At 71.1% G+C, this 23556-nt stretch carries 23 protein-coding genes; 5 read left to right on the top strand and 18 right to left on the bottom strand.

What is annotated here, in order from left to right; translation table 11 throughout:
- Position 1: 1 nt before the first annotated feature.
- From REH65_RS23435 to REH65_RS23405, 7 genes are all read right to left on the bottom strand, one after another.
- Positions 2-2245, bottom strand: coding sequence for a polyribonucleotide nucleotidyltransferase (locus REH65_RS23435; RefSeq protein ID WP_281454784.1), 2244 nt, complete (start codon positions 2243-2245; stop codon positions 2-4).
- 255 nt (positions 2246-2500) lie between these two features.
- Positions 2501-2770, bottom strand: a complete 270-nt coding sequence (gene rpsO, locus REH65_RS23430) for a 30S ribosomal protein S15 (RefSeq protein ID WP_281454785.1) — start codon at positions 2768-2770, stop codon at positions 2501-2503.
- Between the two features lie 151 nt (positions 2771-2921).
- Positions 2922-3482 (bottom strand): RNA 2',3'-cyclic phosphodiesterase, encoded by a 561-nt coding sequence (gene thpR, locus REH65_RS23425; protein ID WP_406689097.1) that lies wholly within the window; start codon positions 3480-3482, stop codon positions 2922-2924.
- Positions 3483-3660: 178 nt separating this feature from the next.
- Positions 3661-4143, bottom strand: a complete 483-nt coding sequence (locus REH65_RS23420) for a helix-turn-helix transcriptional regulator (RefSeq protein ID WP_281454787.1) — start codon at positions 4141-4143, stop codon at positions 3661-3663.
- A 122-nt stretch (positions 4144-4265) separates the two neighbouring features.
- Positions 4266-5252, bottom strand: coding sequence for a bifunctional riboflavin kinase/FAD synthetase (locus REH65_RS23415; RefSeq protein ID WP_406689096.1), 987 nt, complete (start codon positions 5250-5252; stop codon positions 4266-4268).
- A gap of 276 nt (positions 5253-5528) precedes the next feature.
- Positions 5529-6437: a tRNA pseudouridine(55) synthase TruB gene (gene truB, locus REH65_RS23410; RefSeq protein ID WP_406689095.1), complete on the bottom strand. Its 909-nt coding sequence runs from the start codon at positions 6435-6437 to the stop codon at positions 5529-5531.
- Between the two features lie 26 nt (positions 6438-6463).
- A complete protein-coding gene (locus REH65_RS23405; protein ID WP_281454790.1) occupies positions 6464-7792 on the bottom strand; it encodes an MATE family efflux transporter in 1329 nt (442 codons plus the stop codon).
- A gap of 67 nt (positions 7793-7859) precedes the next feature.
- Here REH65_RS23405 and REH65_RS23400 point away from each other — a divergent pair, with 67 nt between their 5' ends.
- On the top strand, positions 7860-8423 hold the full coding sequence (locus REH65_RS23400; RefSeq protein WP_406689094.1) for a CGNR zinc finger domain-containing protein: 564 nt from the start codon (positions 7860-7862) through the stop codon (positions 8421-8423).
- A gap of 9 nt (positions 8424-8432) precedes the next feature.
- Here REH65_RS23400 and REH65_RS23395 read toward each other — a convergent pair whose 3' ends face one another.
- From REH65_RS23395 to rimP, 7 genes are all read right to left on the bottom strand, one after another.
- A complete protein-coding gene (locus REH65_RS23395) occupies positions 8433-9476 on the bottom strand; it encodes a DHH family phosphoesterase (RefSeq protein ID WP_406689093.1) in 1044 nt (347 codons plus the stop codon).
- Between the two features lie 71 nt (positions 9477-9547).
- Positions 9548-10048, bottom strand: coding sequence for a 30S ribosome-binding factor RbfA (rbfA, locus tag REH65_RS23390; protein WP_406689092.1), 501 nt, complete (start codon positions 10046-10048; stop codon positions 9548-9550).
- Between the two features lie 258 nt (positions 10049-10306).
- The gene (locus tag REH65_RS23385) at positions 10307-10600 is read right to left on the bottom strand and encodes a DUF503 domain-containing protein (protein ID WP_281454793.1); all 294 of its coding nucleotides are present in this window, start codon (positions 10598-10600) and stop codon (positions 10307-10309) included.
- Between the two features lie 64 nt (positions 10601-10664).
- Complete coding sequence (gene infB, locus REH65_RS23380) at positions 10665-13655, bottom strand: translation initiation factor IF-2 (RefSeq protein WP_406689091.1); 2991 nt, start codon at positions 13653-13655, stop codon at positions 10665-10667.
- Between the two features lie 92 nt (positions 13656-13747).
- On the bottom strand, positions 13748-14026 hold the full coding sequence (locus REH65_RS23375; RefSeq protein WP_406693222.1) for a YlxR family protein: 279 nt from the start codon (positions 14024-14026) through the stop codon (positions 13748-13750).
- A 150-nt stretch (positions 14027-14176) separates the two neighbouring features.
- Positions 14177-15247 carry a transcription termination factor NusA gene (nusA, locus tag REH65_RS23370; RefSeq protein ID WP_281454795.1) on the bottom strand — a complete coding sequence of 357 codons (1071 nt, stop codon included), beginning with the start codon at positions 15245-15247 and terminating at the stop codon, positions 14177-14179.
- Positions 15244-15801 (bottom strand): ribosome maturation factor RimP, encoded by a 558-nt coding sequence (gene rimP / locus REH65_RS23365; protein ID WP_281454796.1) that lies wholly within the window; start codon positions 15799-15801, stop codon positions 15244-15246. The genes nusA and rimP overlap by 4 nt, the downstream gene beginning before the upstream one ends.
- Positions 15802-16111: 310 nt before the next feature.
- Here rimP and REH65_RS23360 point away from each other — a divergent pair, with 310 nt between their 5' ends.
- Positions 16112-16555 (top strand): hypothetical protein, encoded by a 444-nt coding sequence (locus REH65_RS23360; protein WP_281454797.1) that lies wholly within the window; start codon positions 16112-16114, stop codon positions 16553-16555.
- Positions 16552-16998 (top strand): ferritin-like domain-containing protein, encoded by a 447-nt coding sequence (locus tag REH65_RS23355; protein ID WP_406689090.1) that lies wholly within the window; start codon positions 16552-16554, stop codon positions 16996-16998. The genes REH65_RS23360 and REH65_RS23355 overlap by 4 nt, the downstream gene beginning before the upstream one ends.
- A gap of 29 nt (positions 16999-17027) precedes the next feature.
- On the opposite strand, the gene REH65_RS23350 is transcribed toward REH65_RS23355, so the two are convergent.
- Positions 17028-17867, bottom strand: coding sequence for a hypothetical protein (locus tag REH65_RS23350; RefSeq protein WP_281454799.1), 840 nt, complete (start codon positions 17865-17867; stop codon positions 17028-17030).
- A gap of 61 nt (positions 17868-17928) precedes the next feature.
- A complete protein-coding gene (locus tag REH65_RS23345; protein ID WP_406693221.1) occupies positions 17929-18954 on the bottom strand; it encodes an aminotransferase class V-fold PLP-dependent enzyme in 1026 nt (341 codons plus the stop codon).
- A 58-nt stretch (positions 18955-19012) separates the two neighbouring features.
- Here REH65_RS23345 and REH65_RS23340 point away from each other — a divergent pair, with 58 nt between their 5' ends.
- Positions 19013-19423: a secondary thiamine-phosphate synthase enzyme YjbQ gene (locus REH65_RS23340; RefSeq protein ID WP_406689089.1), complete on the top strand. Its 411-nt coding sequence runs from the start codon at positions 19013-19015 to the stop codon at positions 19421-19423.
- A 115-nt stretch (positions 19424-19538) separates the two neighbouring features.
- Here REH65_RS23340 and REH65_RS23335 read toward each other — a convergent pair whose 3' ends face one another.
- Positions 19539-20360: a phosphatidylinositol-specific phospholipase C/glycerophosphodiester phosphodiesterase family protein gene (locus REH65_RS23335; RefSeq protein ID WP_406689088.1), complete on the bottom strand. Its 822-nt coding sequence runs from the start codon at positions 20358-20360 to the stop codon at positions 19539-19541.
- An 83-nt stretch (positions 20361-20443) separates the two neighbouring features.
- Entirely contained in the window at positions 20444-22189 is a 1746-nt protein-coding gene (locus REH65_RS23330; RefSeq protein WP_406689087.1) for a proline--tRNA ligase, read from the bottom strand.
- Between the two features lie 472 nt (positions 22190-22661).
- Here REH65_RS23330 and REH65_RS23325 point away from each other — a divergent pair, with 472 nt between their 5' ends.
- Positions 22662-23555 (top strand): endonuclease domain-containing protein, encoded by an 894-nt coding sequence (locus REH65_RS23325; RefSeq protein WP_406689086.1) that lies wholly within the window; start codon positions 22662-22664, stop codon positions 23553-23555.
- Position 23556: the final 1 nt, after the last annotated feature.

The following is a 23556-nucleotide window of genomic DNA, read 5'->3' as shown; positions in this document are numbered from 1 at the left end:
ATCATTCGGCCGCGGTGGCCTCGGCCGGAGCCGCGTCGCCCTCCGAGGACTCCTCCTCGTCGTTGACCACGATGAGGCTGATCTTGCCGCGGTTGTCGATGTCGGCGATCTCCACGCGCAGCTTGTCGCCGACGTTCACGACGTCCTCGACCTTGCCGATGCGCTTGCCGTTGCCCAGCTTGGAGATGTGCACCAGGCCGTCCTTGCCCGGCAGCAGCGAGACGAACGCGCCGAAGGCCGCGGTCTTGACCACGGTGCCCAGGAAGCGCTCGCCGACCTTCGGCAGCTGCGGGTTCGCGATGGCGTTGATCTTGTCGATCGCCGCCTCCGCGGACGGGCCGTCGGCCGCACCCACGTAGATGGTGCCGTCGTCCTCGATGGTGATCTCGGCGCCGGTCTCCTCGGTGATCGAGTTGATCATCTTGCCCTTCGGGCCGATGACCTCGCCGATCTTGTCGACCGGGATGTTCACCGAGGTCACGCGCGGGGCGTGCGGGCTCATCTCGTCGGGCTTGCCGATCGCCTCGGCCATGACCTCCAGGATCGTGAACCGGGCGTCGCGCGCCTGGCCCAGCGCCTGCGCCAGCACCTCGGACGGGATGCCGTCCAGCTTGGTGTCCAGCTGCAGGGCGGTCACGAAGTCCTTCGTGCCCGCGACCTTGAAGTCCATGTCGCCGAAGGCGTCCTCGGCGCCGAGGATGTCGGTCAGCGCCACGTAGTGGGTCTTGCCGTCGACCTCGTCGGAGACCAGACCCATCGCGATGCCCGCGACCGGGGCCTTCAGCGGCACACCCGCGTTGAGCAGGGACAGCGTCGAGGCGCAGACCGAGCCCATCGAGGTCGAACCGTTGGAGCCCAGGGCCTCGGAGACCTGCCGGATGGCGTACGGGAACTCCTCGCGCGAGGGCAGCACCGGGACCAGCGCGCGCTCGGCCAGCGCACCGTGGCCGATCTCGCGACGCTTCGGGCTGCCCACCCGGCCGGTCTCACCGGTCGAGTACGGCGGGAAGTTGTAGTGGTGCATGTACCGCTTCGTCGTCTCCGGGGAGAGCGAGTCGATGGTCTGCTCCAGCCGCAGCATGTTCAGCGTGGAGACGCCCAGGATCTGGGTCTCGCCGCGCTCGAACAGCGCCGAACCGTGGGTCCGCGGGATCACGCCGACCTCGGCGGACAGGCTGCGGATGTCGGTCAGGCTGCGGCCGTCGATGCGGACCTGGTCGCGGATGATGCGCTGCCGGACCAGCTTCTTGGTCAGCGAGCGGAACGCCGCGCCGATCTCCTTCTCGCGGCCCTCGAAGGCCTCGCCCTCGCCGGTCCCGACCTTCTCCAGCAGCGACGCCTTGATCTCGTCGAGGCGGGTCTCGCGCTCCTGCTTGCCGGCGATCTTCAGCGCCTCGGCCAGCTCGGTGGAGGCGGCCTGCTCGACGGCGGTGAACGCGTCGTCCTGGTAGGCCGGGAAGACCGGGAAGTCCTGGGTCTCCTTGTTCACGGCCTGGGCCAGCTGCTGCTGGGCGACGCACAGGTTCCGGATGAACGGCTTGGCCGCCTCCAGACCCGCGGCCACGATCTCCTCGGTCGGCGCCTGGGCGCCGCCGTCGACGAGCTCGGCGGTCTTCTCGGTGGCCTCGGCCTCGACCATCATGATCGCGACGTCGTCACCGACGATGCGGCCCGCGACGACCATGTCGAACACGGCGCGCTCGAGCTGCTCGTGGTTCGGGAAGGCCACCCACTGGCCGTCGATCAGCGCCATGCGGGTGGCACCGATCGGGCCGGAGAACGGCAGGCCCGAGCCCTGGGTGGACGCCGACGCGGCGTTGATCGCCAGCACGTCGTAGAGGTCGCCCGGCTTGAGGCTCATGACGGTGACCACGACCTGGACCTCGTTGCGCAGGCCGTCGACGAACGACGGGCGCAGCGGACGGTCGATCAGGCGGCAGGTCAGGATCGCGTCGGTCGACGGACGCCCCTCGCGGCGGAAGAACGAGCCGGGGATGCGGCCCGCGGCGTACATCCGCTCTTCGACGTCGACGGTCAGCGGGAAGAAGTCGAAGTGCTCCTTCGGCTGCTTGGAGGCCGTGGTGGCCGACAGCAGCATGGTCTCGTCGTCGAGGTACGCGACGACGCTCCCGGCGGCCTGCTTCGCGAGCCGGCCGGTCTCGAAACGGACGGTACGGGTGCCGAACGCGCCGTTGTCCAGCACGGCGGTCGACTCGTACACGCCCTCTTCGATCGCTTCAGTCAAGGTGACTCCCTATCGTCACAACGCCCACGGCAGGAGCATCCGGATCGGTGATCCGACAAGGCCGGCCATCGATCGAAGCTCCCGGGACCGTCTCGTGACGACTTGCCCGGCAGCCACTACCGAGGACCGGCGGACGCCTGCACCCAGTGCTTGCCACCGTGAGCGCTCTATTGAGTTGCTGACGGCGCCGGTGAGGCACCGCCCGGTTTTACGCACCGGGGGGAGCGGCCCGCGGCCACTCCCCCCGGTGTCACGTCAACGACGCAGACCGAGTCGCTGGATCAGCGAACGGTAGCGTTCGATGTCCACCTTGGTCAGGTAGTTGAGCAGACGACGGCGGCGACCCACCATCAGCAGCAGGCCACGACGCGAGTGGTGGTCGTGCTTGTGCTGCTTGAGGTGCTCGGTGAGACCGGTGATCCGCTTGGTCAGCAGGGCCACCTGGGCCTCCGGCGAACCGGTGTCGCCGTCCTTCAGGCCGTACTCGGCCAGGATCGTCTTCTTCTCTTCAGTGGACAGCGCCACGAAATGCTCCTTCTCACGATGTCCCGTGTCGGTGGGCGGTGAACCGCCCTGGAGGAACCGCGCCACGAGGGCCGGTCACCTCGGAATTCGGCCACCACGGACTGCAGCCGATCCACAGGCCAGGATAACAGGGAAGCCCTGCTCGCCCCTGTTACCCCGACTCCTCGCGCGTCAGCGGCGCGCGGTGCACCACCCGGTGCACCGGAGCGCTTCCGCCCAGGTCACTGCGCATCACCGCGAGTTCGCCGGCCGTCCACCACGGACCCCGGTAGCCGGCCAGCAGGCCCGCCACCGACCGCCGGTCCGCTCGGCCCGCAGACCACCGGGCGACGGTCAGGTGCGCCCGGAACCGGGTCGGGTCGCCCCCGGCCGCGCCGACCAGCGCGCGCAGCGCCCGCCGATCCCCGTCGGTGGCCGGTTCGACCCCGGCCCACAGCACTCCCCGGAACGCGCCCGCCCCGCTCAGGCGCAGCGAGAGCGGCCCGGTGGCCACCCGCGCCAAGCGGCGGTCGAGGCGGTCGGCGACCTCCTGCGGGTCGGCGTCGTCACCGTGGAACCGCAGCGTCAGGTGCCAGCGCTCGGCGGCGGTGAAGCGGAACCCGCGCAGACCCGCCGTCACCTCGCTCACCCGGACCGGGTCCAGGCTCGCGATCGTCCCGGCGAGGTGCCGCACCGCCTCCTCGGACGGTCGCAGCGCGGTGAACAGCCGCATCCGGCGAGTATCGCGCCTTGGAGCCGTTGAGCGATGCGGCGGAGCCGCGTTCTCTCCCGCGGCGAGCACACCGGGACGCCGTGCATCGGCATACATCAGGAGCGGCGCACGGAGTCCACGGAGCCGATCAGGTTCTGCTCTACCCGCACCGCCGAGCAGAGCAACTCCCGAACAGCCCTCACTCGCTGTCCGCGGCCCTCCGCAGCAGGCCCGCCAGTCTCGGGTAGCGGCCCTCCAGCAGCGACGCGGCGGCCTCCAGCTCGGTGGGCTTGGCTGCCTCCAGCAGGACCGGCCAGGCGATCTGCTCGCCGTTGGCGACCTGCTTGACCGGCAGGTTGTCGCGGCCCACGGAGGGCTGCGACTGGCGCACGTCCTCCAGCGCCTGCTTGATCGCGTCCGACTCGCCCGCCGCCACGCCGGGGATGAGGACCTTGCGCTCCAGCATCACCAGCCGGGCCAGCACCTGCGGGTTGCCGATCTTGGCGCGGCGACCGCTCATCACCTGGCTGAGCATGGGCGCGCTGATGCCGAGCACGTCGGCCAGCTGGGCCTGCGAGATGCGGAAGGCCACGACCAGACGGCGCACCCGGTCCCCCAGCGGTTCGCCGTACCACTGCCGCTGCAGAGCCAGGTTCCGCTGGACGCTGCTGCTCTCCGACACCTTCACTCCCCCTGCGTGACCACCCGCCCGGCGAACCCGGACCGATTCGGACTCGAATCCTGCCAGCTCACCGGCCGCGCGGGGTCGAGAATCCGAAAACCTCTTCATCCGGGCGGCGGAGCTCACTCCCGCACCCCGAGGATCCGGCGGGTCTCGGCGACGTCGGCGTTCATCTGCTCCACCAGGGCCTCCACCGAGTCGTAGCGCTCCATCGGGCGCAGCCGCTGCACGAAGTCGAGGTCCACGTGCTCGCCGTAGAAGTCGGCGTCCACGTCGAGCACGAAGGCCTCGACGGTGCGCTCGGTGCCGGAGAAGGTCGGGTTGCTGCCCACCGACACCGCGGCGGGCATCGCCGGACCCGGCTGGTCGACACCGCGCGTGCGGTGGGTGAACCAGGCCGCGTAGACGCCGTCGGCGGGGATGGCGGTGTAGTCCGGAGTGGACAGGTTCGCGGTCGGGAAGCCGAGCTCCTTGCCGCCGCGGCCCGCGCCGCGCACCACGATGCCCTCCAACCGGTGGTACCGGCCCAGCGCCGAGGCCGCCGCGACGACGTCCCCCGCGTCGATGCAGGCGCGGATGTAGGTCGAGGAGAACGTCACCGAGGTCCCGTCGGAGGCGTCGGAGCGCTCCACCGGGCCCGAGACCAGCGCGTCGGAGGCGACCTCGAAGCCGAACCGCTCGCCGAGCTTGGCGAGCAGATCGATGTTGCCCGCCGCCTTGTGGCCGAAGGTGAAGTTCTCGCCCACCACGACCTCGGCCGCGTGCAGCTTCTCCACCAGGACCTCGTGCGCGAAGCCCTCGGCGGGGACCTTCGACATCTCGCGGGTGAAGGGCAGCACGCAGAACACGTCCACGCCGAGCTGCTCGACGAGCTCGGCCCGCCGCCGGAGGGTGGTCAGCTGCGCCGGGTGGCTGCCCGGGCGCACCACCTCCGCCGGGTGCGGGTCGAAGGTCATCAGCACGCACGGAACTCCGCGCCGCCGAGCCTGCTGCACCGCGTGCGCGATGAGTTTCTGATGCCCGCGGTGCACCCCGTCGAAGACACCGATGGTGACCACGCAACGGCCCCAACCACCGGGAAGCTGCTCCAAACCACGCCAACGCTGCACGGTCCAGAAGCCTACTTGCCGAGCCGAATCGAGCACCGAGCGGTGGACCACACCGAACGAACGGCCGACCCAACCCCGTCAGGCAACCGGCGAAGCCGGTTTCTCAGCACCCCACCTGAGCAACTGGCACCGCCGCGGGTTCTGACACGTCTTCTGGGGAGGACAGCCGTAGCGCCGTGTATTGGTCATACATCAGTCTCGGATCCCGGAGCCAGAAGGCGTGTCAGGTTCCGCTACCCGCACCGCCAAGCAAAGGGACCACAGAGCTATGTCAATTCAATTGCCGGGAACGATCACCAGGACTGCCTTGGCCGTGCGGCCGCGATCGCGCACGAGCGCTACGGCGTGGCCTTCGGGGTCGAACATGCCGTAGGTGCCCTCCACCCCGGCGGCCGTGACGACCTGGCCGTGGGACAGGGCGCGAGCCGTCCTCGCGTCGACGTTGCGGCGCGGGAAGGCGGTCTCGACGGCCTGGTCCAGGCCCATCGAGAGCTCGGGGGTCTCCTCCAGCTGGTCGAGCGTCCGGGCGGTGGCCAGGCCGAACGGTCCGACGCGGGTGCGGCGCAGGGCCGTGAGGTGACCGCCGACTTCGAGCGCCTCGCCGAGGTCGCGGGCCAGCGCGCGCACGTAGGTGCCGGAGGAGCACTCGACCAGCACGTCGAGCTCGGTGGTCCGCTCGGTGCGGCGCAGCGAAAGCACGTCGAAGCGGGAGACGGTGACCGGCCGGGCGTCCAGTTCGACGGTCTCGCCGCTGCGGGCGATCTCGTAGGCGCGCCGCCCGTTGATCTTCACGGCGCTGACCGCGCTGGGCACCTGCTGCAGGTCGCCGGTGAGCGCGGCGACGCCGTCGCGGATCGCGGCCTCGTCCACCTCGGCGGCGTCGGTCGTGGACAGGACCTCGCCCTCGGCATCGTCGGTGCTGGTGGCGGCCCCGAGCGTGATCGTCGCCAGGTAGGCCTTGGTGTCCAGCGCGAGGTGGCCGAGCAGCTTGGTCGCCCGCTCCAGGCCGAGCACCAGCACGCCGGTCGCCATCGGGTCCAGCGTCCCGGCGTGCCCGACCTTGCGGGTGCCCATGATGCGGCGGACTCGGGAGACGACGTCGTGCGAGGTCATCCCCGCCGGCTTGTCGACGATCAGCAGGCCGGGAGGAACGGCGGGGCTCTGTTTGCGGGATTGCGCGGACACGGCGGACCATCATTCCCGACCACCGATCAGGCCGGTGCGGCGGCCTCGCGGGTCGCGCCGGTGACGGCCCACTTGCCGGAGCGCGCCCGCAGCAGCAACGTCACCATCCGCAGCACCATGAACAGGCTCAGCCCGGTCCAGATCCCGGCCAGCCCCCAGCCGAACGCCAGCGCCAGCCAGATCAGCGGCAGGTAGCCGATCACGGCGCTGAGGATCGTCGCGGTGCGCAGGTAGGCGGCGTCGCCCGCGCCGAGGAACACGCCGTCGAGCGCGAACACCACGCCCGCCACGGGCTGGACCGCGACGAAGAACCACCACGCGTGCGGCATCTCGGCGAGCACGGCGGTGTCGGTGGTGAACAGCGACGGCAGCACCCCGGACACGGCGGTGAAGAACAGCGCCAGCCCGCAGCCGAACACCAGGCTGTACCAGGTGACCTGCTTGGCGACGGCTTTCGCGCGCGGCACCGATCCGCTGCCCAGGGCGGCTCCGACCAGCGACTGGGCGGCGATGGCCAGCGAGTCCAGCACCAGCGACTGGAACATCCACAGCTGCCAGACGACCTGGTGCGCGGCGGCGGTCTCGGCGCCGGTGCGCGCGGCCACCGAGGTCGCCGACAGGAAGCACACCTGGAAGGCCAGGGTGCGCAGCACCAGGTCGCGGCCCATGCCGAGCTGCGCGCGCATCTTGGCCCAGTCCGGGCGCAGCGGCGCCTTCTCGACGAGCAGGGCGCGGATGAACAGGGCGGCGGCGATGGTCTGGCCGATCAAGTTCGCGATCGCCGAGCCCTCCAGGCCCAGGCCCATCGGGTAGACCAGGATCGGGCAGAGCACGGCGGAGACGCCGTTGCCGATGAGCGTGTAGCGCAGCGGGCGGACGGTGTCCTGCACCCCGCGCATCCAGCCGTTGCCGGCCATCGTGATCAGCACCAGCGGAGCTCCGCACAGCGCGATGCGCAGCCAGGTCCCGGCGGCGTCGGCGACCGGGCCGGGCCCGGCGAGCAGTTCGGCGACGGGCGTGGCGACGAGCTGGGCGAGCAGCGAGAGGATCACGCCGACGGCCACGCCGAGCCAGGTGGCCTGCACGCCTTCGGCGACGGCCTCGGTGCGCCGCCCCGCGCCGTGCAGCCGCGCGGTGCGCGCGGTGGTGCCGTAGGTGAGGAACGTCAGCTGGCTGGAGATCAGCGTGAACAGGGTGCCGCCGAGCGCGAGACCGGCCAGCGGGACGGCGCCGAGGTGGCCGACCACGGCGGTGTCGACCAGCACGTACAGCGGCTCGGCGGCCAGCACGCCGAGCGCGGGGACCGCGAGTCCCAGCACCTTGCGCGGTGACACCCGTTCCCCGGCCTCGGACACGTCATCTCCCTTGTAAGCTGCGATGGATGGGTTCGCCCCTGACACAGGGTAGCGGTAAGGAGCGTCAGTGGATAGCGCCGATTACACCGAGGTCGCGCTCCGGCTCGCCAACGCCGACCTGACCGACGTCGAGTCCGTCCGCGCCGCGCTGCACGAGGAGCCCTGGTGGGCCGACCGGGTCCGCGACTCCGACCTCCCGTTGCTGCGCGAGGTCGCCGAGGGCCTGCGCCGCGCGCTGTCGGCGATGGTCGACGCCCCGGATGACGCCGGCACCAATCCCGAGAGCCCCGACCCCGACGGCGCGGTCCGCGCGGAGGTCAACGCCCTGCTCGCCGCCCATCCCCCGCGCCCCCGGCTCTCCGGTCACGGCGGGCGCGACGGCACCCCGAACTGGCACGTCCACGTCGCGGGCCCGGACGCCCCGGCGGTCGACGAGGTCGTCGCCGCCGCGGCCTGGGGCCTGGCCCAGGGCATCGTCCACCACGGCACCCGGCGGTGGGGCCGCTGCCAGGCCGAGGACTGCCGGACCTACTTCCTCGACACCTCGACCAACCAGGCCAAGCGCTTCTGCTCCCCCCGCTGCGCCAACCGCGTCCACGTGGCGGCCTTCAGAGCCCGCAAACGCGCCTGATCGGCCGGGTCACGGGAGCAGCGGGGCCTCGTCGAGGGCCTTGCGGATCGCGGCGAGGATCTCGTGCTCCTCGCCCCGGGTGGTGAAACCCGCGGCGAGGCGGTGGCCGCCGCCTCCGCAGGCGTTGGCGGCGCGGCTGACGTCGATGCGGCTGTCGGCGCGCAGCGAGACCGACCAGTGGCCGGTGCCGATCTCCTTGAGAACCGCCGCGACCTCGGCCTCGGCGGTGGTGCGGATGATGTCGATGACGGTGTCGACGTCCTCGCTCCCCAGCCCGGCCGAATCGGCCTCGCGGACGGTGGCGTGCACGAAGCCCAGGCCGCGAGCGCCCGACGGCTCCAGCTCGGTCCTGCTCAGCACCCCGGCCAGCATCCCCATGAAGCCGAACGGATGGGTGTCGAGCAGCGGTTTCGCGGTGGCCTCCGGGTCGACGCCGGCCTCCAGCAGCCGGGCGGCGACCCGGTGCACCTCGGCCCCGGCGTGCCGGAACGAGCGGGTGTCGGTGACCAGCCCGGCGTAGAGGCAACGGGCGATCGGCAGGTCCAGCTCCGCGCCGAGCTCGTCGAGCAGGCGCAGCACGATCAGGACCGTGGCCTCGGCGGACTCGTCGACGACGTGCAGCGTGCCGAAGCGGGTGTTGGCGACGTGGTGGTCGAGGACGATCACCTCGCCACCCGCGGCGATGGTGCCCTCGACCCTGTCGGCGAGCCCGCCCAACCGGCCCAGGCTGCCGGAGTCGCACACCACCAGCAGCGGCGGCGCGGCCGGCACCTCCGCAGCGGGCACGATCAGCCCGTCGACGTCGAGGTCGCGCAGCGAGCGCGCGGGCTTGTCCGGATGCCCGAACGACACCCGCACGGTGCTGCCGCGCTCGTGCAGCGCCCGGCCCAGCGCGAGCGCGCTGCCCAGGGCGTCGGCATCGGGGTTGACGTGCCCGAAGAGGGTCACGTCGGGTGCTGCCGCGAGCTTGGCCGCGACGGCCGCGAGGGACTCCGCCGGAGCCCCGCCCTCGGGGCTGTCCGGCGGTCCCGCGGTCTCGGGTTGCCCGCGCACACGTCACCTCCACGTCGTCGGCGACCTGATCGGGTCACCGACGACCAACGCACCCCATTCAGCGCCGCGACTCAACCACCTTGTGGGCCACGACGCACATCGGCGTCGGAAAAGCCCTCGTCATCGGCACCGTCGGTGTCCTCGTCGTCATCGTCGGTGCTCGTGCGGTACGGGTCGGCGTCACCGGCCGGAACAGCGCCCGAGGCGAGCCGGGCGACCTCGTCGTCGGCCTCCTTGGCCTTGGCGAGCAGCTCCTCCATCCGGCGGGCCTGGTCCGGGACGGTGTCCGCGACGAACGTCAGCGTCGGGGTGAACCGCACGCCGGTCTGGTCGCCGACGCGGGAGCGCAGCACGCCGGTGGCGCTGTTGAGCGCGGCCGCCGTCGACGCGTAGTCGGCGTCGTCGCCGAACACGGTGTAGTAGACCGTGGCGTCCCGCAGATCCGGGGTGACCCGCGCGTCGGTGATCGTCACCATCGCCAGCCGCGGGTCCTTGACCTCGTGCTCCAGCCCGGACGCCACGATCTGCGCGATGCGCTTGGACAGCCTGCGGGCGCGCGCCGTATCAGCCACGACGCACCTCCTTCGTGCAAGAAAGCTTCGACACCCGCGGTGATCCGGCGGGCGGTCCTTCTCTTCAAGTGGCGAAGCCACTTTCTCTTCTCGGTGAGCGCCCCAGCAGCTGCCACCGCCGGGGGGTTCTGAGCGGCTTCGTGGCGAGCACGCCACGAAGCCGTGCATCGGCATGCATCAGGAGTGGCGCGCGGAGTCCGCGGAGCCGCTCAGGTTCCCCCACCCGCACCGCTGAGCAGAGCAACCCCGACACATTCCCTAGTCCTCCGGCCCCAGCATGCGCCGACGGGCGGAGAGGAGTTCTACCTCCGGGCGGGCGGCGACCAGTCGCTCGCAGGCGTCCAGCAGGTCGCGGACGTGCGAGGCGTCGCCGGAGACCGCCGCGACTCCCAGCAGGGCGCGGCGGTGGAGGTCCTGGTCGCCAGCCTCCGAGACGGCGACCTCGAAGCGGCGGCGGAGCTCGGCCAGGATCGGCCGCACGACCGCGCGCTTCTGCTTCAACGAGTGGACGTCGCCCAGCAGCACGTCCAGCTCGAGTGCACCGACGTACATGGGCACATCCCCCGGCCGTTCCCGCGCAGGGGGCCCGATCCGGGCCCCCTGCGCAGGTTCGGTGTCAGGCGCGCGGCTTCTCGCGCATCTCGTACGGCTCGATGATGTCGCCGACCTTGAGGTCGTTGTACGACCCCAGGGTCAGACCGCACTCGAAACCGTCGCGGACCTCGGTGGCGTCGTCCTTGAACCGCTTCAGCGAGTTGATGCTGAGGTTCTCGGCGACCACCACGTTGTCCCGCAGCAGACGCGCCTTGGCGTTCCGCTTGACGATGCCGTCGGTGACCATGCAACCAGCGATCGTGCCGACCTTCGAGGACTTGAAGACCTCGCGGATCTCGGCGCGGCCGAGCTCGACTTCCTCGTACTCGGGCTTGAGCATGCCCTTGAGGGCCTGCTCGATGTCCTCGATGGCGCGGTAGATCACCGAGTAGTACCGGATCTCGACGCCCTCGCGGTTGGCGACCTCGGCCGCCTTGCCCTCGGCCCGGACGTTGAAGCCCAGGACGATGGTGTTCTCCGCGGTGGCGAGGTTGATGTCGGACTCGTTGATGCCACCGACGCCGCGGTGGATGACCCGCAGCTCGACCTCGTCGCCGACCTCGATCTTCATCAGGGACTCCTCGAGCGCCTCGACGGTACCCGAGTTGTCACCCTTGATGATCAGGTTCAGCTGGTTGGTCTCCTTGAGCACCTTGTCCAGGTCCTCGAGGCTGACCCGCTTGCGCTTGGCGGCGTTCTGCGCCTCGCGGATGCGGGCCCCGCGGCGGTCGGCGATCTGCCGGGCGACCCGGTCCTCGTCGACCACCAGGAAGGAGTCACCGGCACCCGGCACCGACGTGAAGCCGATGACCTGGACCGGCCGAGACGGCAGCGCCTCGGTGACGTCCTCGTCGTTCTCGTTGATCATGCGCCGGACGCGGCCGTAGGCGTCGCCGGCGACGACCGAGTCGCCGACCCGCAGCGTGCCGCGCTGGACCAGGACCGTGGCCACCGGGCCGCGACCGCGGTCCAGGTGCGCCTCGATCGCGACGCCCTGCGCCGACATGTCCGGGTTGGCCCGGAGGTCGAGCGAGGCGTCGGCGGTCAGCAGGATCGCCTCCAGCAGACCGTCGATGTTGGTGCCCTGCTTGGCGGAGATCTCGACGAACATCGTCTCGCCGCCGTACTCCTCGGCCACCAGGTTGTACTCGGTCAGCTGCTGGCGGATCTTGTCCGGGTTCGCGCCCTCGACGTCGATCTTGTTGACCGCGACCACGATCGGCACACCGGCGGCCTGGGCGTGGTTGATCGCCTCGACCGTCTGCGGCATGACGCCGTCGTCCGCGGCGACCACCAGCACGGCGATGTCCGTCGACTTCGCACCGCGGGCACGCATGGCGGTGAACGCCTCGTGACCCGGGGTGTCGATGAAGGTGACGGGCCGCTCGTTGCCCTCCAGCTCGGTGACGACCTGGTAGGCACCGATGTGCTGCGTGATGCCGCCGGCCTCGCCGGCCTGCACGTTCGCCTTCCGGATGGTGTCCAGCAGTCGCGTCTTACCGTGGTCGACGTGACCCATGACGGTCACGACCGGCGGACGCGCCGCCAGCTCCTCGTCGGAGGAGCCCGGGTCGCCGTAGCTGATGTCGAACGACTGCAGCAGCTCCCGGTCCTCGTCCTCGGGCGAGACCATCTCGACCTTGTAGTTCATCTCCTGGCCGAGGAGCTCGAGGATCTCGTCGGAGACGGACTGGGTCGCGGTGACCATCTCGCCGAGGTGGAACATCGCCTGCACCAGCGAGGCCGGGTTGGCGTTGATCTTCTCGGCGAAGTCGGTCAGCGAAGCACCGCGGCGCAGGCGAAGGACTTCGCCGTTACCGCGCGGGAGGCGGACGCCGCCGACCGACGGCGCCTGCATGTTCTCCATGTACTCCTGGCGCTTCTGCCGCTTCGACTTGCGACCGCGCTTCGCGGGCCCGCCGGGACGACCGAAGGCACCCGCGGTACCGCCGCGACCACCGGGACCGCCCGGACGGCCACCGCCACCGGGACGACCGCGGAAGCCACCGCCGGCCGGAGCTCCACCCGGAGCGCCACCGCCGCCACCGGGGCGGAATCCACCGCCACCGCCGCCGGGACGACCGCCGCCACCGGGACCGCGGCCACCGCCGCCGCCACCACCGGGACCGCCGCGACCGCGACCGCCACCGGGGCCGCCGTTGCCGCTGCGAGCAGGGCGGGGCGGCATCATGCCCGGGTTCGGGCGCGGCGGCATCATGCCCGGGTTCGGGCGCGAACCGCCGCCACCGCCGCCTTCACCGCGCGGGGCGTTGCCGCCACCGGCGGGAGCGGTGCCGGCACCCTGGCCGCCACCACCGCGGCGCTGGTCGTCACGACCGCGACCGGGGCCCTGCTGGCCGCCGCGGTCCTGACGCGGGCCCGGACCGGGACGACCCGGGCGCTGCTGCGGAGCACCCTGGCCGACGCCGAACGGGTTGTTGCCGACGCGCGGGGCCTTCGGACCCGGCTTCGGCGCCTTCGGGCGCGCGGCGTCGCCGTCGCCACCGGGCTTCGGACCGGGCTTGGGGCCCGGCTTCGGGCCCGGCTTGGGCCGGTCGCCCTGGGACTCCGGCTTGGGCTGCTCGGTCTTGGGCTGCTCGAACCGGGGCTCTTCGACCTTGGGGGCCTGCTGCTTCGGCTCGGCCTCGGCGGCCGGGGCCGGCTCGGCCTTCGGTTCGGGCTTGGGAGTCGGTTTGGGACCCGGCTTCGGGCCGGGCTTGGGTGCCTCGGCGCGCGGGCCGGGCTTGGGTCCGGGCTTGGGCGCCGGGGTTCCGGCAGCCGCCCCTCCGGTACTGACCGCCTTCGACTCGCCCTGAGCGGGCTTGCCGCTGTCGCCGCCGCTCTTCTTCGACGACTTCGTGTAGGCGTCGCGAAGCCTGCGAGCCACCGGGGCTTCCACGGTGGACGACGCCGACTTGACGTACTCGCCCTGCTCGGCGAGCTTGTTCAGTACTTCCTTGCTGGTGACACCGAGCTCTTTCGCGAGCTCATGTACGCGGGCCTTGCCTGCCACTGCTCTCCTCATCTGGGTGAGGCCGGGCGGCAGTCCCGCTCGACCTCGTCCTATCGCCGATGCGCGTTCATGGCTTCAGCTTCACGGCTGATTCATGACGGGTCGACCTGCTTTCCTTCGGTTGCCTGGCGCGGGACGGATCCCGCGTCGGTCATGTCTTGAGCCGCGACGGACGGTTGTCCGGCACTCAAGTGGTCCTGCACAGCTGAGGTGTCGAGAGATCCCGGCACGCGAAGTGCCCGCGGAAAAGCCCGGCGCCGTTCGGCCAGACGAAGGCAAGCCGGATCGGGATGCAACCAGGCTCCCCGACCCGCTCGCCGATGCCGCGGATCGGGAACCACGAGGGGACCCGAACCACCGACCTCAGCCACCACGCGTAGCAGCTCAACGGCCGACGTCCGAGTACGACAACCCACACAGGTACGAACCGGCACATGGCGTCCGCCATTCCCGGGTGCACTGGTGTGGATTGATCGCTCCCCTCGCGTCGAGCCTCAGCTATCGATTCTAACCCGACGGCGTCACTCGGCCGAACCCACGGTGGGCAGTCCCTCAACCGCGGGGTCCGGACCGGTCGGCTGCACGGGCGCCTGACCGCTCGTGGTGGTCGGCGACGACGGGTCGGCATCGCTGCGGATGTCGATCCGCCAGCCGGTCAGCCGGGCCGCCAGCCGGGCGTTCTGGCCTTCCTTGCCGATCGCCAGCGACAGCTGGAAGTCCGGCACGATCACCCGCGCGGTCTTGGTCCGCTCGTCGACCACCTCGACCGAGACGACCTTGGCGGGCGAGAGCGCGTTGCCGACGAACGTGGCCGGGTCGTCCGAGTAGTCGATGATGTCGATCTTCTCGCCACCCAGCTCGCTCATCACGTTGCGCACCCGCGCACCCATCGGGCCGATGCAGGCGCCCTTGGCGTTGACACCGCTGACCGCGGACCGCACCGCGATCTTGGACCGGTGGCCGGCCTCCCGCGCCACGGCCGGGATCTCGACGGTGCCGTCGGCGATCTCCGGGACCTCCAGCGCGAACAGCCGCCGGACCAGGTTCGGGTGGGTGCGCGACAGCGAGATCTGCGGCCCGCGGGCGCTGCGCGCCACGCCGTAGACGTAGCACTTGATCCGCGTGCCGTGCTCGTAGTTCTCCCCCGGCACCTGCTCGGCGCCCGGGATGACGCCCTCGCTGTCACCGATCTGCACGATCACCATGCCGCGCGAGTTGGCCCGCGCGTCGCGCTGGATCACGCCGCCGATGATCTCGCCTTCCTTGGCGGCGAACTCGCCGAAGGTCCGCTCGTGCTCCGCGTCGCGCAACCGCTGCAGGATGACCTGCCGCGCGGTCGTCGCCGCGATCCGCCCGAACCCCTCCGGCGTGTCGTCCCACTCCTCCGAAACGCTGCCGTCGGCGTTGAGGGAGTGCGCGATGACCCGCACGATGCCGGTCTTGCGGTCGACCTCCACCCGCGCGTGCGGCTGGTGCCCCTCGGTGTGACGGTATGCGGTGAGCAGTGCCGATTCGATCGCTTCCAGGACCGTCTCGAACGGGATGTCCTTGTCGCGTTCGATCGCCCGCAGCGCCGCGATGTCGACGTTCACCTCGACTCCTCCGTGTCTTCCCGGTCGTCCCCCTGCTGGGAAACGCCGCTCGCAGCCCGCTCCAGCTTGCGCAACTCCTCCGCGGGTGGCTGCTGGAACTCCACCTCGACCACCGCGCGCTCCACCTCACGGTAGGCCACCTGGCGCAGCTCGGCGCCCACCAGCACCTGCACGCTCTCATCGCCGGCGTCGCCGACCCGCGCCACCAGCTGCTCGCCGCCGGTCAGCCGGATCTTGACCAGCCGGTAGCGGGCGCGCTTCCAGTGTCGCTGCTTGGTCAGGGGCCGGTCCACGCCGGGCGAGGTGACCTCCAGCGTGTAGGAACCGGCCAGCACGTGCTCGTGCGCGTCCAGGACCTTGGCGACCGAGCGGCTCACCTCGGTGATGTCGTCGAGGCCGACACCGCCATCGGAGTCGATGACGACCTTGACCAGCCGGCGACGACCGGCCTGCTGCACGTCGAGTTCTTCGAGGTCGAAGCCCTGCTCGGCCACGGCCTCGGCGACGACGGGCTCCAGCTGCGCGGTGATCTCACCACGCGGCGGGCTGGACACGTTGGCACTCCTAGGTTTCGGTTCTGGTCTGGTTCAGACCCCATGCGTGGCGACCCGGGCTCGTCCGCGGGCGCGATCGGCCCGCGTCCGGTGCACCCCGGCCGCGGTCGCCCAGGGTATCGCGTCCGCCCGCACCCGAGCGCGACGTGGGACCCCAACGATCGGCGGATCCCGCACGACCCCGAACGGGTCACCGGTTCGACCGCTCCCGCGGTGGCACCCAGGGTGCGCGCGATGATCGCGGGTGCTGGCAGGATAGGTCGGCGTGGAACTCTCCCGCGCATCCCGTTCGGTCGTCGAGCGTCGGCGCGTGCTGCGGTGGATCGCGGCGGCACCCGCGGTGGCCGCGCTGACCGCCTGCGGCACCGGCTCCGACGAGCCCGATCAGCTGCTCCCGCTGGCCGCGGCGGCCAAGGCCGACGCCGCGCTGGCCGACGCGATCGCGCGGACCCACTCCGGACTCGCCGAGACCGCCCGCGAGCTGGCGGCCGCGCGCACCGCGCACGCCACCGCGCTGCAGCGGGAGATCGACCGCCTCGCCCCGCGCGACCCCGAGGACCCGCCGTCGGTGCCCGACCCGGCGCCGAAGAAGGCGCCCTCCTCGGCGTCCGCGGCCGCCGACGCGCTCCGCACCGCGGCGCGCGAGGGGCAGCAGCAGGCGGCGAACCTCGTTCCCGGGCTGCCCGGCTACCGCGCGGGCCTGGTCGCCTCGATCTCGGCCGGCTGCGCGTGCTTGCAGGAGGTGCTGGGATGAGCGAGCTGTCCGAGCAGGCGGGCAAGGCGCTCGGCGACGCGCTGGGCGCGGAGCACGCCGCGCTGTGGGTCTACGGCCTGGCCAACGCCTTCATCGGCGAAGCGCGGGTGCGCGACGCGGTCGAGGACGCCGTCGACCAGCACGAACGGCTGCGCGACACCGCCGAGCAGGCGATGCGGGAGGCCGGCCTGACGCCCACCCCCGCGCAGCCCGCGTACGACGTCGGTGGCGGTGTGCAGAACCAGTCGAGCGCGATCGAGCTGCTCATCACCGCCGAGGGCGACTGCGAGGTCGGCTGGCGCTCGGTGCTGGACAACACCGAGGACCCGGGCCTGCGCCGGACCGCCCTGGACGGGCTGACGACCTCGGCCGCCCGCGCCACCCGCTGGCGGCTGACGCTGGGACGCCAGCCCGCCGTGGAGCACTTCCCCGGCCAGCGCTGATTCGGGCCCGGCTCACTTCGGGGCCCGGCTCACTTCGGGGCTTGGTCCTGGGGCCAGCCCAGCTTGAGGGCCTCGTTGGTGACGTCGCTCAGCGCCGGGTCCTTCTTCGAGGACTTGCCGAAGAACGCCGAGTCGCCGATCACCACGAGCCGGTCCTGACGTCCCGAGGCGTAGGCCGCGTCGTCGAGGTCGGGCATGTCCTTGGTGCCGTCGCGCTCGTCGTCGACCAGGTCCCGGATGTTGCCGGTGCCGTCCTTGGTGGTGAGCTCGTTGAGCTGCCCCGCGACCTGCGGCGTCGGCATCAGCACGGTGATCACCGAGGTGAGCACGCGGCGGCCGTCGGGCAGCGTCGTGGTGTACAGGGCGCGGGTGAGGTGGTCGCACTCCTGCTTGGCGAAGTACTTCTGGATGTCGTCGGTGGAGACGCCCTTGCAGCCCTGGAACGCCTCTTCCTTGCGGACCAGGGTGAAGTCGTAGCGCAGCTGCGGCGGCGCGGGCGCGGCGACCTCGTCGTCGGGCTTGATGGCGCTCCAGATCAGACCGGACACCACCGCGACGAGCACCAGGACGAGCCCGCGCAGGGCCCAGCCCATCGGCGTGACCCGCTGCTGCGGGCGCTGCTGCGGTGGCGGCGGTGGCGCGGGCTGTCTGCTGGTGCCCGGGTAGGACTGCTGCGGTGCCTGGTGCGGCGGCTGCTGCGGCGTCGGCGGGTGCGTGATCACCGGCCGGGTCGCGTGGTCCGGGGTCGGCGTGGCCACCTGGCGGTCCTGCCTGATGTAGGAGTTGTCCCGCCGCAGCGGCGCCGTCTCGCGCTGCGTGTTGCCTTGCGCTCCCGTCACGTCCTCGGGCACACCCTGTCGGTCTGACACGAGTGCCTACGGTAGCGGTTACGGATTACGGGACGGATACCCCGATGCCCGGTTGCGCTGATCAGAGCAGTGCGCGCACCGCCCGTTCGACGTCGTCGGCGGTGTTGTAGAGGTGGAAGGACACCCTGGTCCGGCCGCCCCTGCTGGCGCACGCCAGACCGGCCCCGGTGAGCTTGGCCACCGCGTCGGGCCTGGCCAGCGACACGATCGCCGAGCCGGCGGGTTCCTCGCCGAGCTCGGCGAGGAACCCGTCCGCCAGTCCCGTGCAGTGCGCGGCGATCTCGGCGAGATCCCGACAGGCCAGCCACTCCATCGACGCGGCCGCACCGACCTGCGCGAGCCACACCGGGGAGAGGTCCAGTCCGCGCGCGTCGTCGGCCAACCGGAGCGGCAGGCCGTAGGTGGCCTCCCACGGGTCGTCGGCGGCGTACCAGTTGGCGCTGTGCGGCACCGGGCGCGGCGCGTCGGGGTGCACGGCCAGCCACGCGGAGCCGCGCGGCGCCATCAGCCACTTGTAGCCCGCGGCGGCGACCCAGTCGGCCCAGTCCAGGCTCAGCGGCATCCAGCCCGCGGCCTGGGTGACGTCGAGCAGGACCCGGGTGCCGTGCTCGCGCCTGGCGAGTTCGAGGGCCTCGAAGTCGGCGATGCGGCCGTCCTTGGACTGCACGGCGCTGACGGCGACGACGTCGAAATCCGGTGCGCGCGCAGCGATCTCGTCCAGCTCGACCTCGGTGACGGTGACGCCCCGGCCGGCCTGAGCGGCGAACGGGAACAGCACGCTGGTGAAGTCGTCGGTGGCCACCAGCACCCGCGCCCCGTCCGGCACGCTCGCGGCCACGAGGCCGATCACCTGGGAAGCGCTGGCCCCGATGGCGACCCGGTCGGCGGGCACGCCGACGAGGCGGGCGAAGGCGTCGCGGGCGGTGGCGACGTGCTCGTCGAAGTCGCCGGGCCGGTCCAGGCCGCTGCCCCAGCGCTGCACGGCTTCGGCGACCTTGCGCACGGTCTCGGTCGGCGGGATGCCGATGCTGGCGGTGTTGAGATACCCGTCGGGAACGTCGAAAACCGCGTCGAAGGCCTTCCGCATGGTCGACATCCTCGCACCGATCGGGCCGTCGCGGGGAGGTCGAGCCTACGGTTGGGACATGCACAGCGAAGAGATCGAGATCCGCACCGGGAGCCGCGAGGTGGTTCGCGACCTGCGCGACGAGTGCGCGCGGTTCCTCGCTTCGGCCGGTGCCGGCGACGGGCTGCTCAACCTGTGGGTGCCGCACGCGACGGCGGGCCTGGCGATCATCGAGACCGGCGCGGGCAGCGACGACGACCTGCTCACCGCCCTGCGGGACCTCCTGCCGGGCGACGACCGCTGGCGGCACCGCCACGGCTCCCCCGGCCACGGCCGCGACCACGTCATGCCCGCGTTCGTCCCGCCCTACGCCACGATCCCGGTCCTCGACGGCCGCATGACCCTCGGCACCTGGCAATCGGTCTGCCTCGTGGACACCAACATCGACAACCCCACCCGCAAGATCCGCCTCAGCTACCTCCCCGGCTGAGCGACCCCCGATCGAAAACCGCAACCTTCATCGCGTCGAAAACCGCGGTTTTCGTGCGACGAATGTTGCGGTTTTCGCGCGATGAATATGGGAGTTTTCGACGCGGGTGGGGGTTTCAGCTGGTCAGGAACTCCTGGAGGCCGGCCAGGTCGTCGGAGTTGATGTGGTCGACGCCGACCTCCCGCAGGACGCCCCAGACGGCGTCGCGTTCGGCGCCCTCGCTGTCGGGGGTCGCCCAGAAGCGGACTCGCTGTCCTGCGGCGTGGGCGTCGCCGACGATCTGCTCCAGCTTCTCGCGCTCCTCGGCGGGCATGTCGCCCGAGCCGTTCCAGCCGAACACCTCGGTCCAGTCGTCCGAGACCAGCGGCACCAGGTTCGGGTCGGCACCGATCGAACCGCCGGTGCCGCCGTCGAGGAACGCGTAGCGGTCGGTCTGGCCCTCGACGTACTCGGTGGGCTTCTCACCCGAGATCACCACGGTCACCGGGCCCTTCGTGACGGTGCCGTTGTCGTAGTGGGTGAACAGACCCGCGTACTCGTCGTCGCGCATGATCTCGTCGAGCCGCTTGTAGCCGTCCTCGCCGAAGGTCTTGAAGTCGACCAGCAGCTGGAAGTCGACGTCGTGGCCCGGGTAGAGGCCACCCGCGTTGACGCTCTCCACCAGCGGGTCGAGGTAGAGCGACTCGATGGTCCGGTCGGGGCGGAGCTGGAACGGGTCGTGGCCCACCAGCAGCTGATCGCCCAGCGGGTAGATGTCGGCCTCGACGCTGGTGAAGCCGTGGTCGAGCGCGTCCAGCAGCGGGCGTTCGTGCAGGTAGTCGTTGTGCGCGTGCGCCTGGGCCAGCGGCTCGACCTCGGCCGGAGCGGCGTGGGCGCTGGGGGCGAGCAGGGTCAGCGCCGCGATCGCGGGTAACAGGAAACGCGTGGGGGAACGCATGGAAAAAGGCCTCCGGTGGTGATCAGTCGATCACCACCGGAGGCTAGTGCGCTCGCCCAGCTCAGCGGGCTCGCTGACGTGATTTACCCACGCACGACGCCGATGAGGTGCGACACGGCCTCGTCCGCGGCGACCTCGGTGCGCTCACCGGAGATCCGGTCGCGGACCTCGACGACGCCGTTGGCCAGGCCCTTGCCGACCACCAGGATCGACGGGATGCCGACGAGCTCAGCGTCGGCGAACTTCACGCCCGGCGAGACCGTGCGGTCGTCCAGCATCACCTGCACACCGGCCCGGTCGAGCTCGGCGGCCATCTCCTCGGCGCGGGAACGGACCGCCTCGTCCTTGCCCGCGATGACCACGTGCACGTCTGCCGGGGCGACCTCGCGCGGCCACGCCAGGCCCATGTCGTCGTGGCTCTGCTCGGCGATAGCCGCCACCAGGCGGGACACGCCGACGCCGTAGGAGCCCATCGTGATGCGCTTGGGCTTGCCGTCCTGGCCGAGCGCGTCCAGGCCGAACGCGTCGGAGTACTTGCGGCCCAGCTGGAAGATGTGGCCGATCTCGATGCCGCGCGCGGCGACCAGCGTGCCCTGGCCGTCGGGCGACGGGTCGCCCTCGCGGACCTCCGCGGCCTCGATCGTGCCGTCCGGGGTGAAGTCGCGGCCGCACACCAGGTCCAGCACGTGGTGATCGGTCTTGTCCGCGCCGGTCACCCACGCGGTGCCGGTGACCACGCGCGGGTCGACGACGTAGCGAACACCGTTGTCCTGCAGGGCCTTCGGGCCGATGTAGCCCTTGACCAGGAACGGGTTGGCGGCGAAGTCGGACTCCTCCAGCAGCGCCACCTCGGCGGGCTCGACGGCCGCCTCGAGGCGCTTCATGTCGACCTCGCGGTCGCCGGGGACGCCGATGGCCAGCAGCTCCCACTCCTGCGCACCCGGCCGGCGGGTCTTGACCAGCACGTTCTTCAGGGTGTCAGCGGCGGTGAACTTGCGGTCGGTGTTGGCGTTGAGGAAGTCGACCAGCGACTCGATCGTCGGCGTGCTGGGCGTGTGGTGGACCTCGGCGGCCGGCTTGTCCTCGACGGACTCCGCGGGCGGCGCGGGCGTGACCACGGCCTCGACGTTCGCGGCGAAGCCGGAGCCGGTGCTGCGGACGAAGGTGTCCTCACCGGTCTCGCTCTCGGCCAGGAACTCCTCGGAGGCCGACCCGCCCATCGCACCCGAGGTGGCGGCCACGATCACGTAGCGCAGGCCCACCCGGTCGAAGATCCGGATGTAGGCGTCGCGGTGCTTGCGGTAGGACTCCGACAGGCCCTCGTCGTCGATGTCGAACGAGTAGGAGTCCTTCATCACGAACTCGCGGCCGCGCAGGATGCCCGCGCGGGGCCGCTCCTCGTCCCGGTACTTGGTCTGGATCTGGTACAGCATGACCGGGTAGTCCTTGTAGGAGCTGTACTCGCCCTTGACGGTGAGCGTGAACAGCTCCTCGTGCGTCGGACCGAGGAGGTAGTCGGCGTTCTTGCGGTCCTTGAGGCGGAACAGGTTGGGGCCGTACTCGGTCCACCGGTTGGTCGCCTCGTAGGGCTCCTTGGGCAGCAGCGCCGGGAAGTGGATCTCCTGCGCGCCGATCGCGTCCATCTCCTGGCGCACGACCTCCTCGACGCGCCGCAGCACGCGCAGCCCCAGCGGCAACCACGAGTAGATGCCGGGCGCGATGCGCCGCACGTAGCCGGCCCGCACGAGCAGCTTGTGGCTCGGCACCTCGGCGTCGGCCGGATCCTCGCGCAACGTACGCAGGAACAACGTCGACATCCTCGTGATCACGGCTACCGGCTCCTAGTTCGACCGAAGTAAGGGAATACAGGCAGGGTAGCGACCCCCCGGTCTCGCAACGCTGTGCGGTTGCGGATGGCGCGACATCCGATGCTCCCGCACCCCGAACAACCTGGTCAAACGAATATCAACCCTCCCGAGAACCCACCACCCGGCCACACCCCGCCACCGGAGGTGACGGATTACGGCCGCAATCGGCACCAGGAATGCTCCCGTAACCAGGAACCGGATTACGGCCGGATTCGGCGACCCGATTACGCCCGTAGTCCGTTCCCCGATTACGGGCGTAATCCGGGTCCCCAAGCGCACTCCCCGGATTACGCCCGTAATCGGGGTGCGGGTTACGGGCGTAATCCGTACCACCACGTCGAGGACCCGTGCTCGAATCACTCCTTGAGGGTGTATCCGCGTCAAAACCGGCGTCCGGTGTATCTGGGGAAGGGTCTCGTTCCTCTTTATCGGTGTGAGAGTCCAACAACCGCCTCCGGTCATCGACGACCTTCCGATCACCGTCTTCCGCCGATGCGACGCGCTGGCTGCGGGCCTGACCGACGAGCAGATCTACGCGCGCTTCCTCCGCGTGTTCCACGGCGTCTACACCACGCCCACCACTCCCCTGACCCATCAGCTGAAATCCGCGGCAGCGGCGGTGATCCTCCCCAAGGGCTCGGTCATCACCGGCAGATCCGCCGCAACCCTGCGCGGCGTGGATCTCGCCGGATTCGGAAACCCCGTGGAGGTGATCGTCCCGACGAAGGACCTTCTTATGCGCAGGCAAGGGCTGCGCTGCTCCTCGGTGCGGATCGGCGAGTTCGAGCATTCGCCGTGGCGTGGTGTTGGGGTGGCGGGGTTCCCGCGGATCGCGTTCGACCTGCTCAAGCAGCGGGCCATCACGCAGGCCGTCGCCTGCTGCGACGCGCTGCTGCACGCCGGCGTCATCACCGCGGACGAGATCGCCGGTTCTCTCGTCGGCCGCCACGACCACGGGATCCGACGTGCGCGGATGCGACTCCCCTACCTGGACGGACGGGCCGAGTCGATCCCCGAATCCGTCCTGCGGGTCGAGCTCGTGCTCCGCGGGCTGCACCCGGTTCCGCAGCTGGAGGTCTTCGACGGGGACCGGTTCGTCGCCCGGCTGGACTTGGCGTTCGAAGAGGCGAAGGTCGCGGTTGAGTACGACGGGGGCTGGCACGCTGACCCCGCGCAGGTCGAGCACGATCGCCGTCGCCGGGACAGGCTGCGCGGGCTCGGGTGGACGGTGATCGTCGTGACCAACGATCAGCTGCGAGACGGCGTGGAACGGGTCATCGCCGAGGTGGCGGCTGCTGTGAGGTGGCGGGGAGGGGTGGCTGCGTGAC

Origin of the sequence: Saccharopolyspora sp. ID03-671, assembly GCF_045278815.1 — a bacterium.
GTDB lineage: Bacteria > Actinomycetota > Actinomycetes > Mycobacteriales > Pseudonocardiaceae > Saccharopolyspora > Saccharopolyspora ipomoeae.
Note: the sequence above shows the minus strand (reverse complement) of the source record. Positions and strands in the feature narration are given on the sequence as shown.

Excerpts from the sequence above, each read along its gene's own strand:
- thpR (WP_406689097.1), bottom strand. The coding sequence starts at position 3,482 with ATGCGGCTGTTCACCGCGCTGCGACCGTCCGAGGAGGCGGTGCGGCAC.
- REH65_RS23335 (WP_406689088.1), bottom strand. The coding sequence starts at position 20,360 with ATGCGTTCCCCCACGCGTTTCCTGTTACCCGCGATCGCGGCGCTGACC.
- REH65_RS23345 (WP_406693221.1), bottom strand. The coding sequence starts at position 18,954 with ATGCGGAAGGCCTTCGACGCGGTTTTCGACGTTCCCGACGGGTATCTC.
- REH65_RS23340 (WP_406689089.1), top strand. The coding sequence starts at position 19,013 with ATGCACAGCGAAGAGATCGAGATCCGCACCGGGAGCCGCGAGGTGGTT.
- REH65_RS23385 (WP_281454793.1), bottom strand. The coding sequence starts at position 10,600 with ATGTACGTCGGTGCACTCGAGCTGGACGTGCTGCTGGGCGACGTCCAC.
- REH65_RS23355 (WP_406689090.1), top strand. The coding sequence starts at position 16,552 with ATGAGCGAGCTGTCCGAGCAGGCGGGCAAGGCGCTCGGCGACGCGCTG.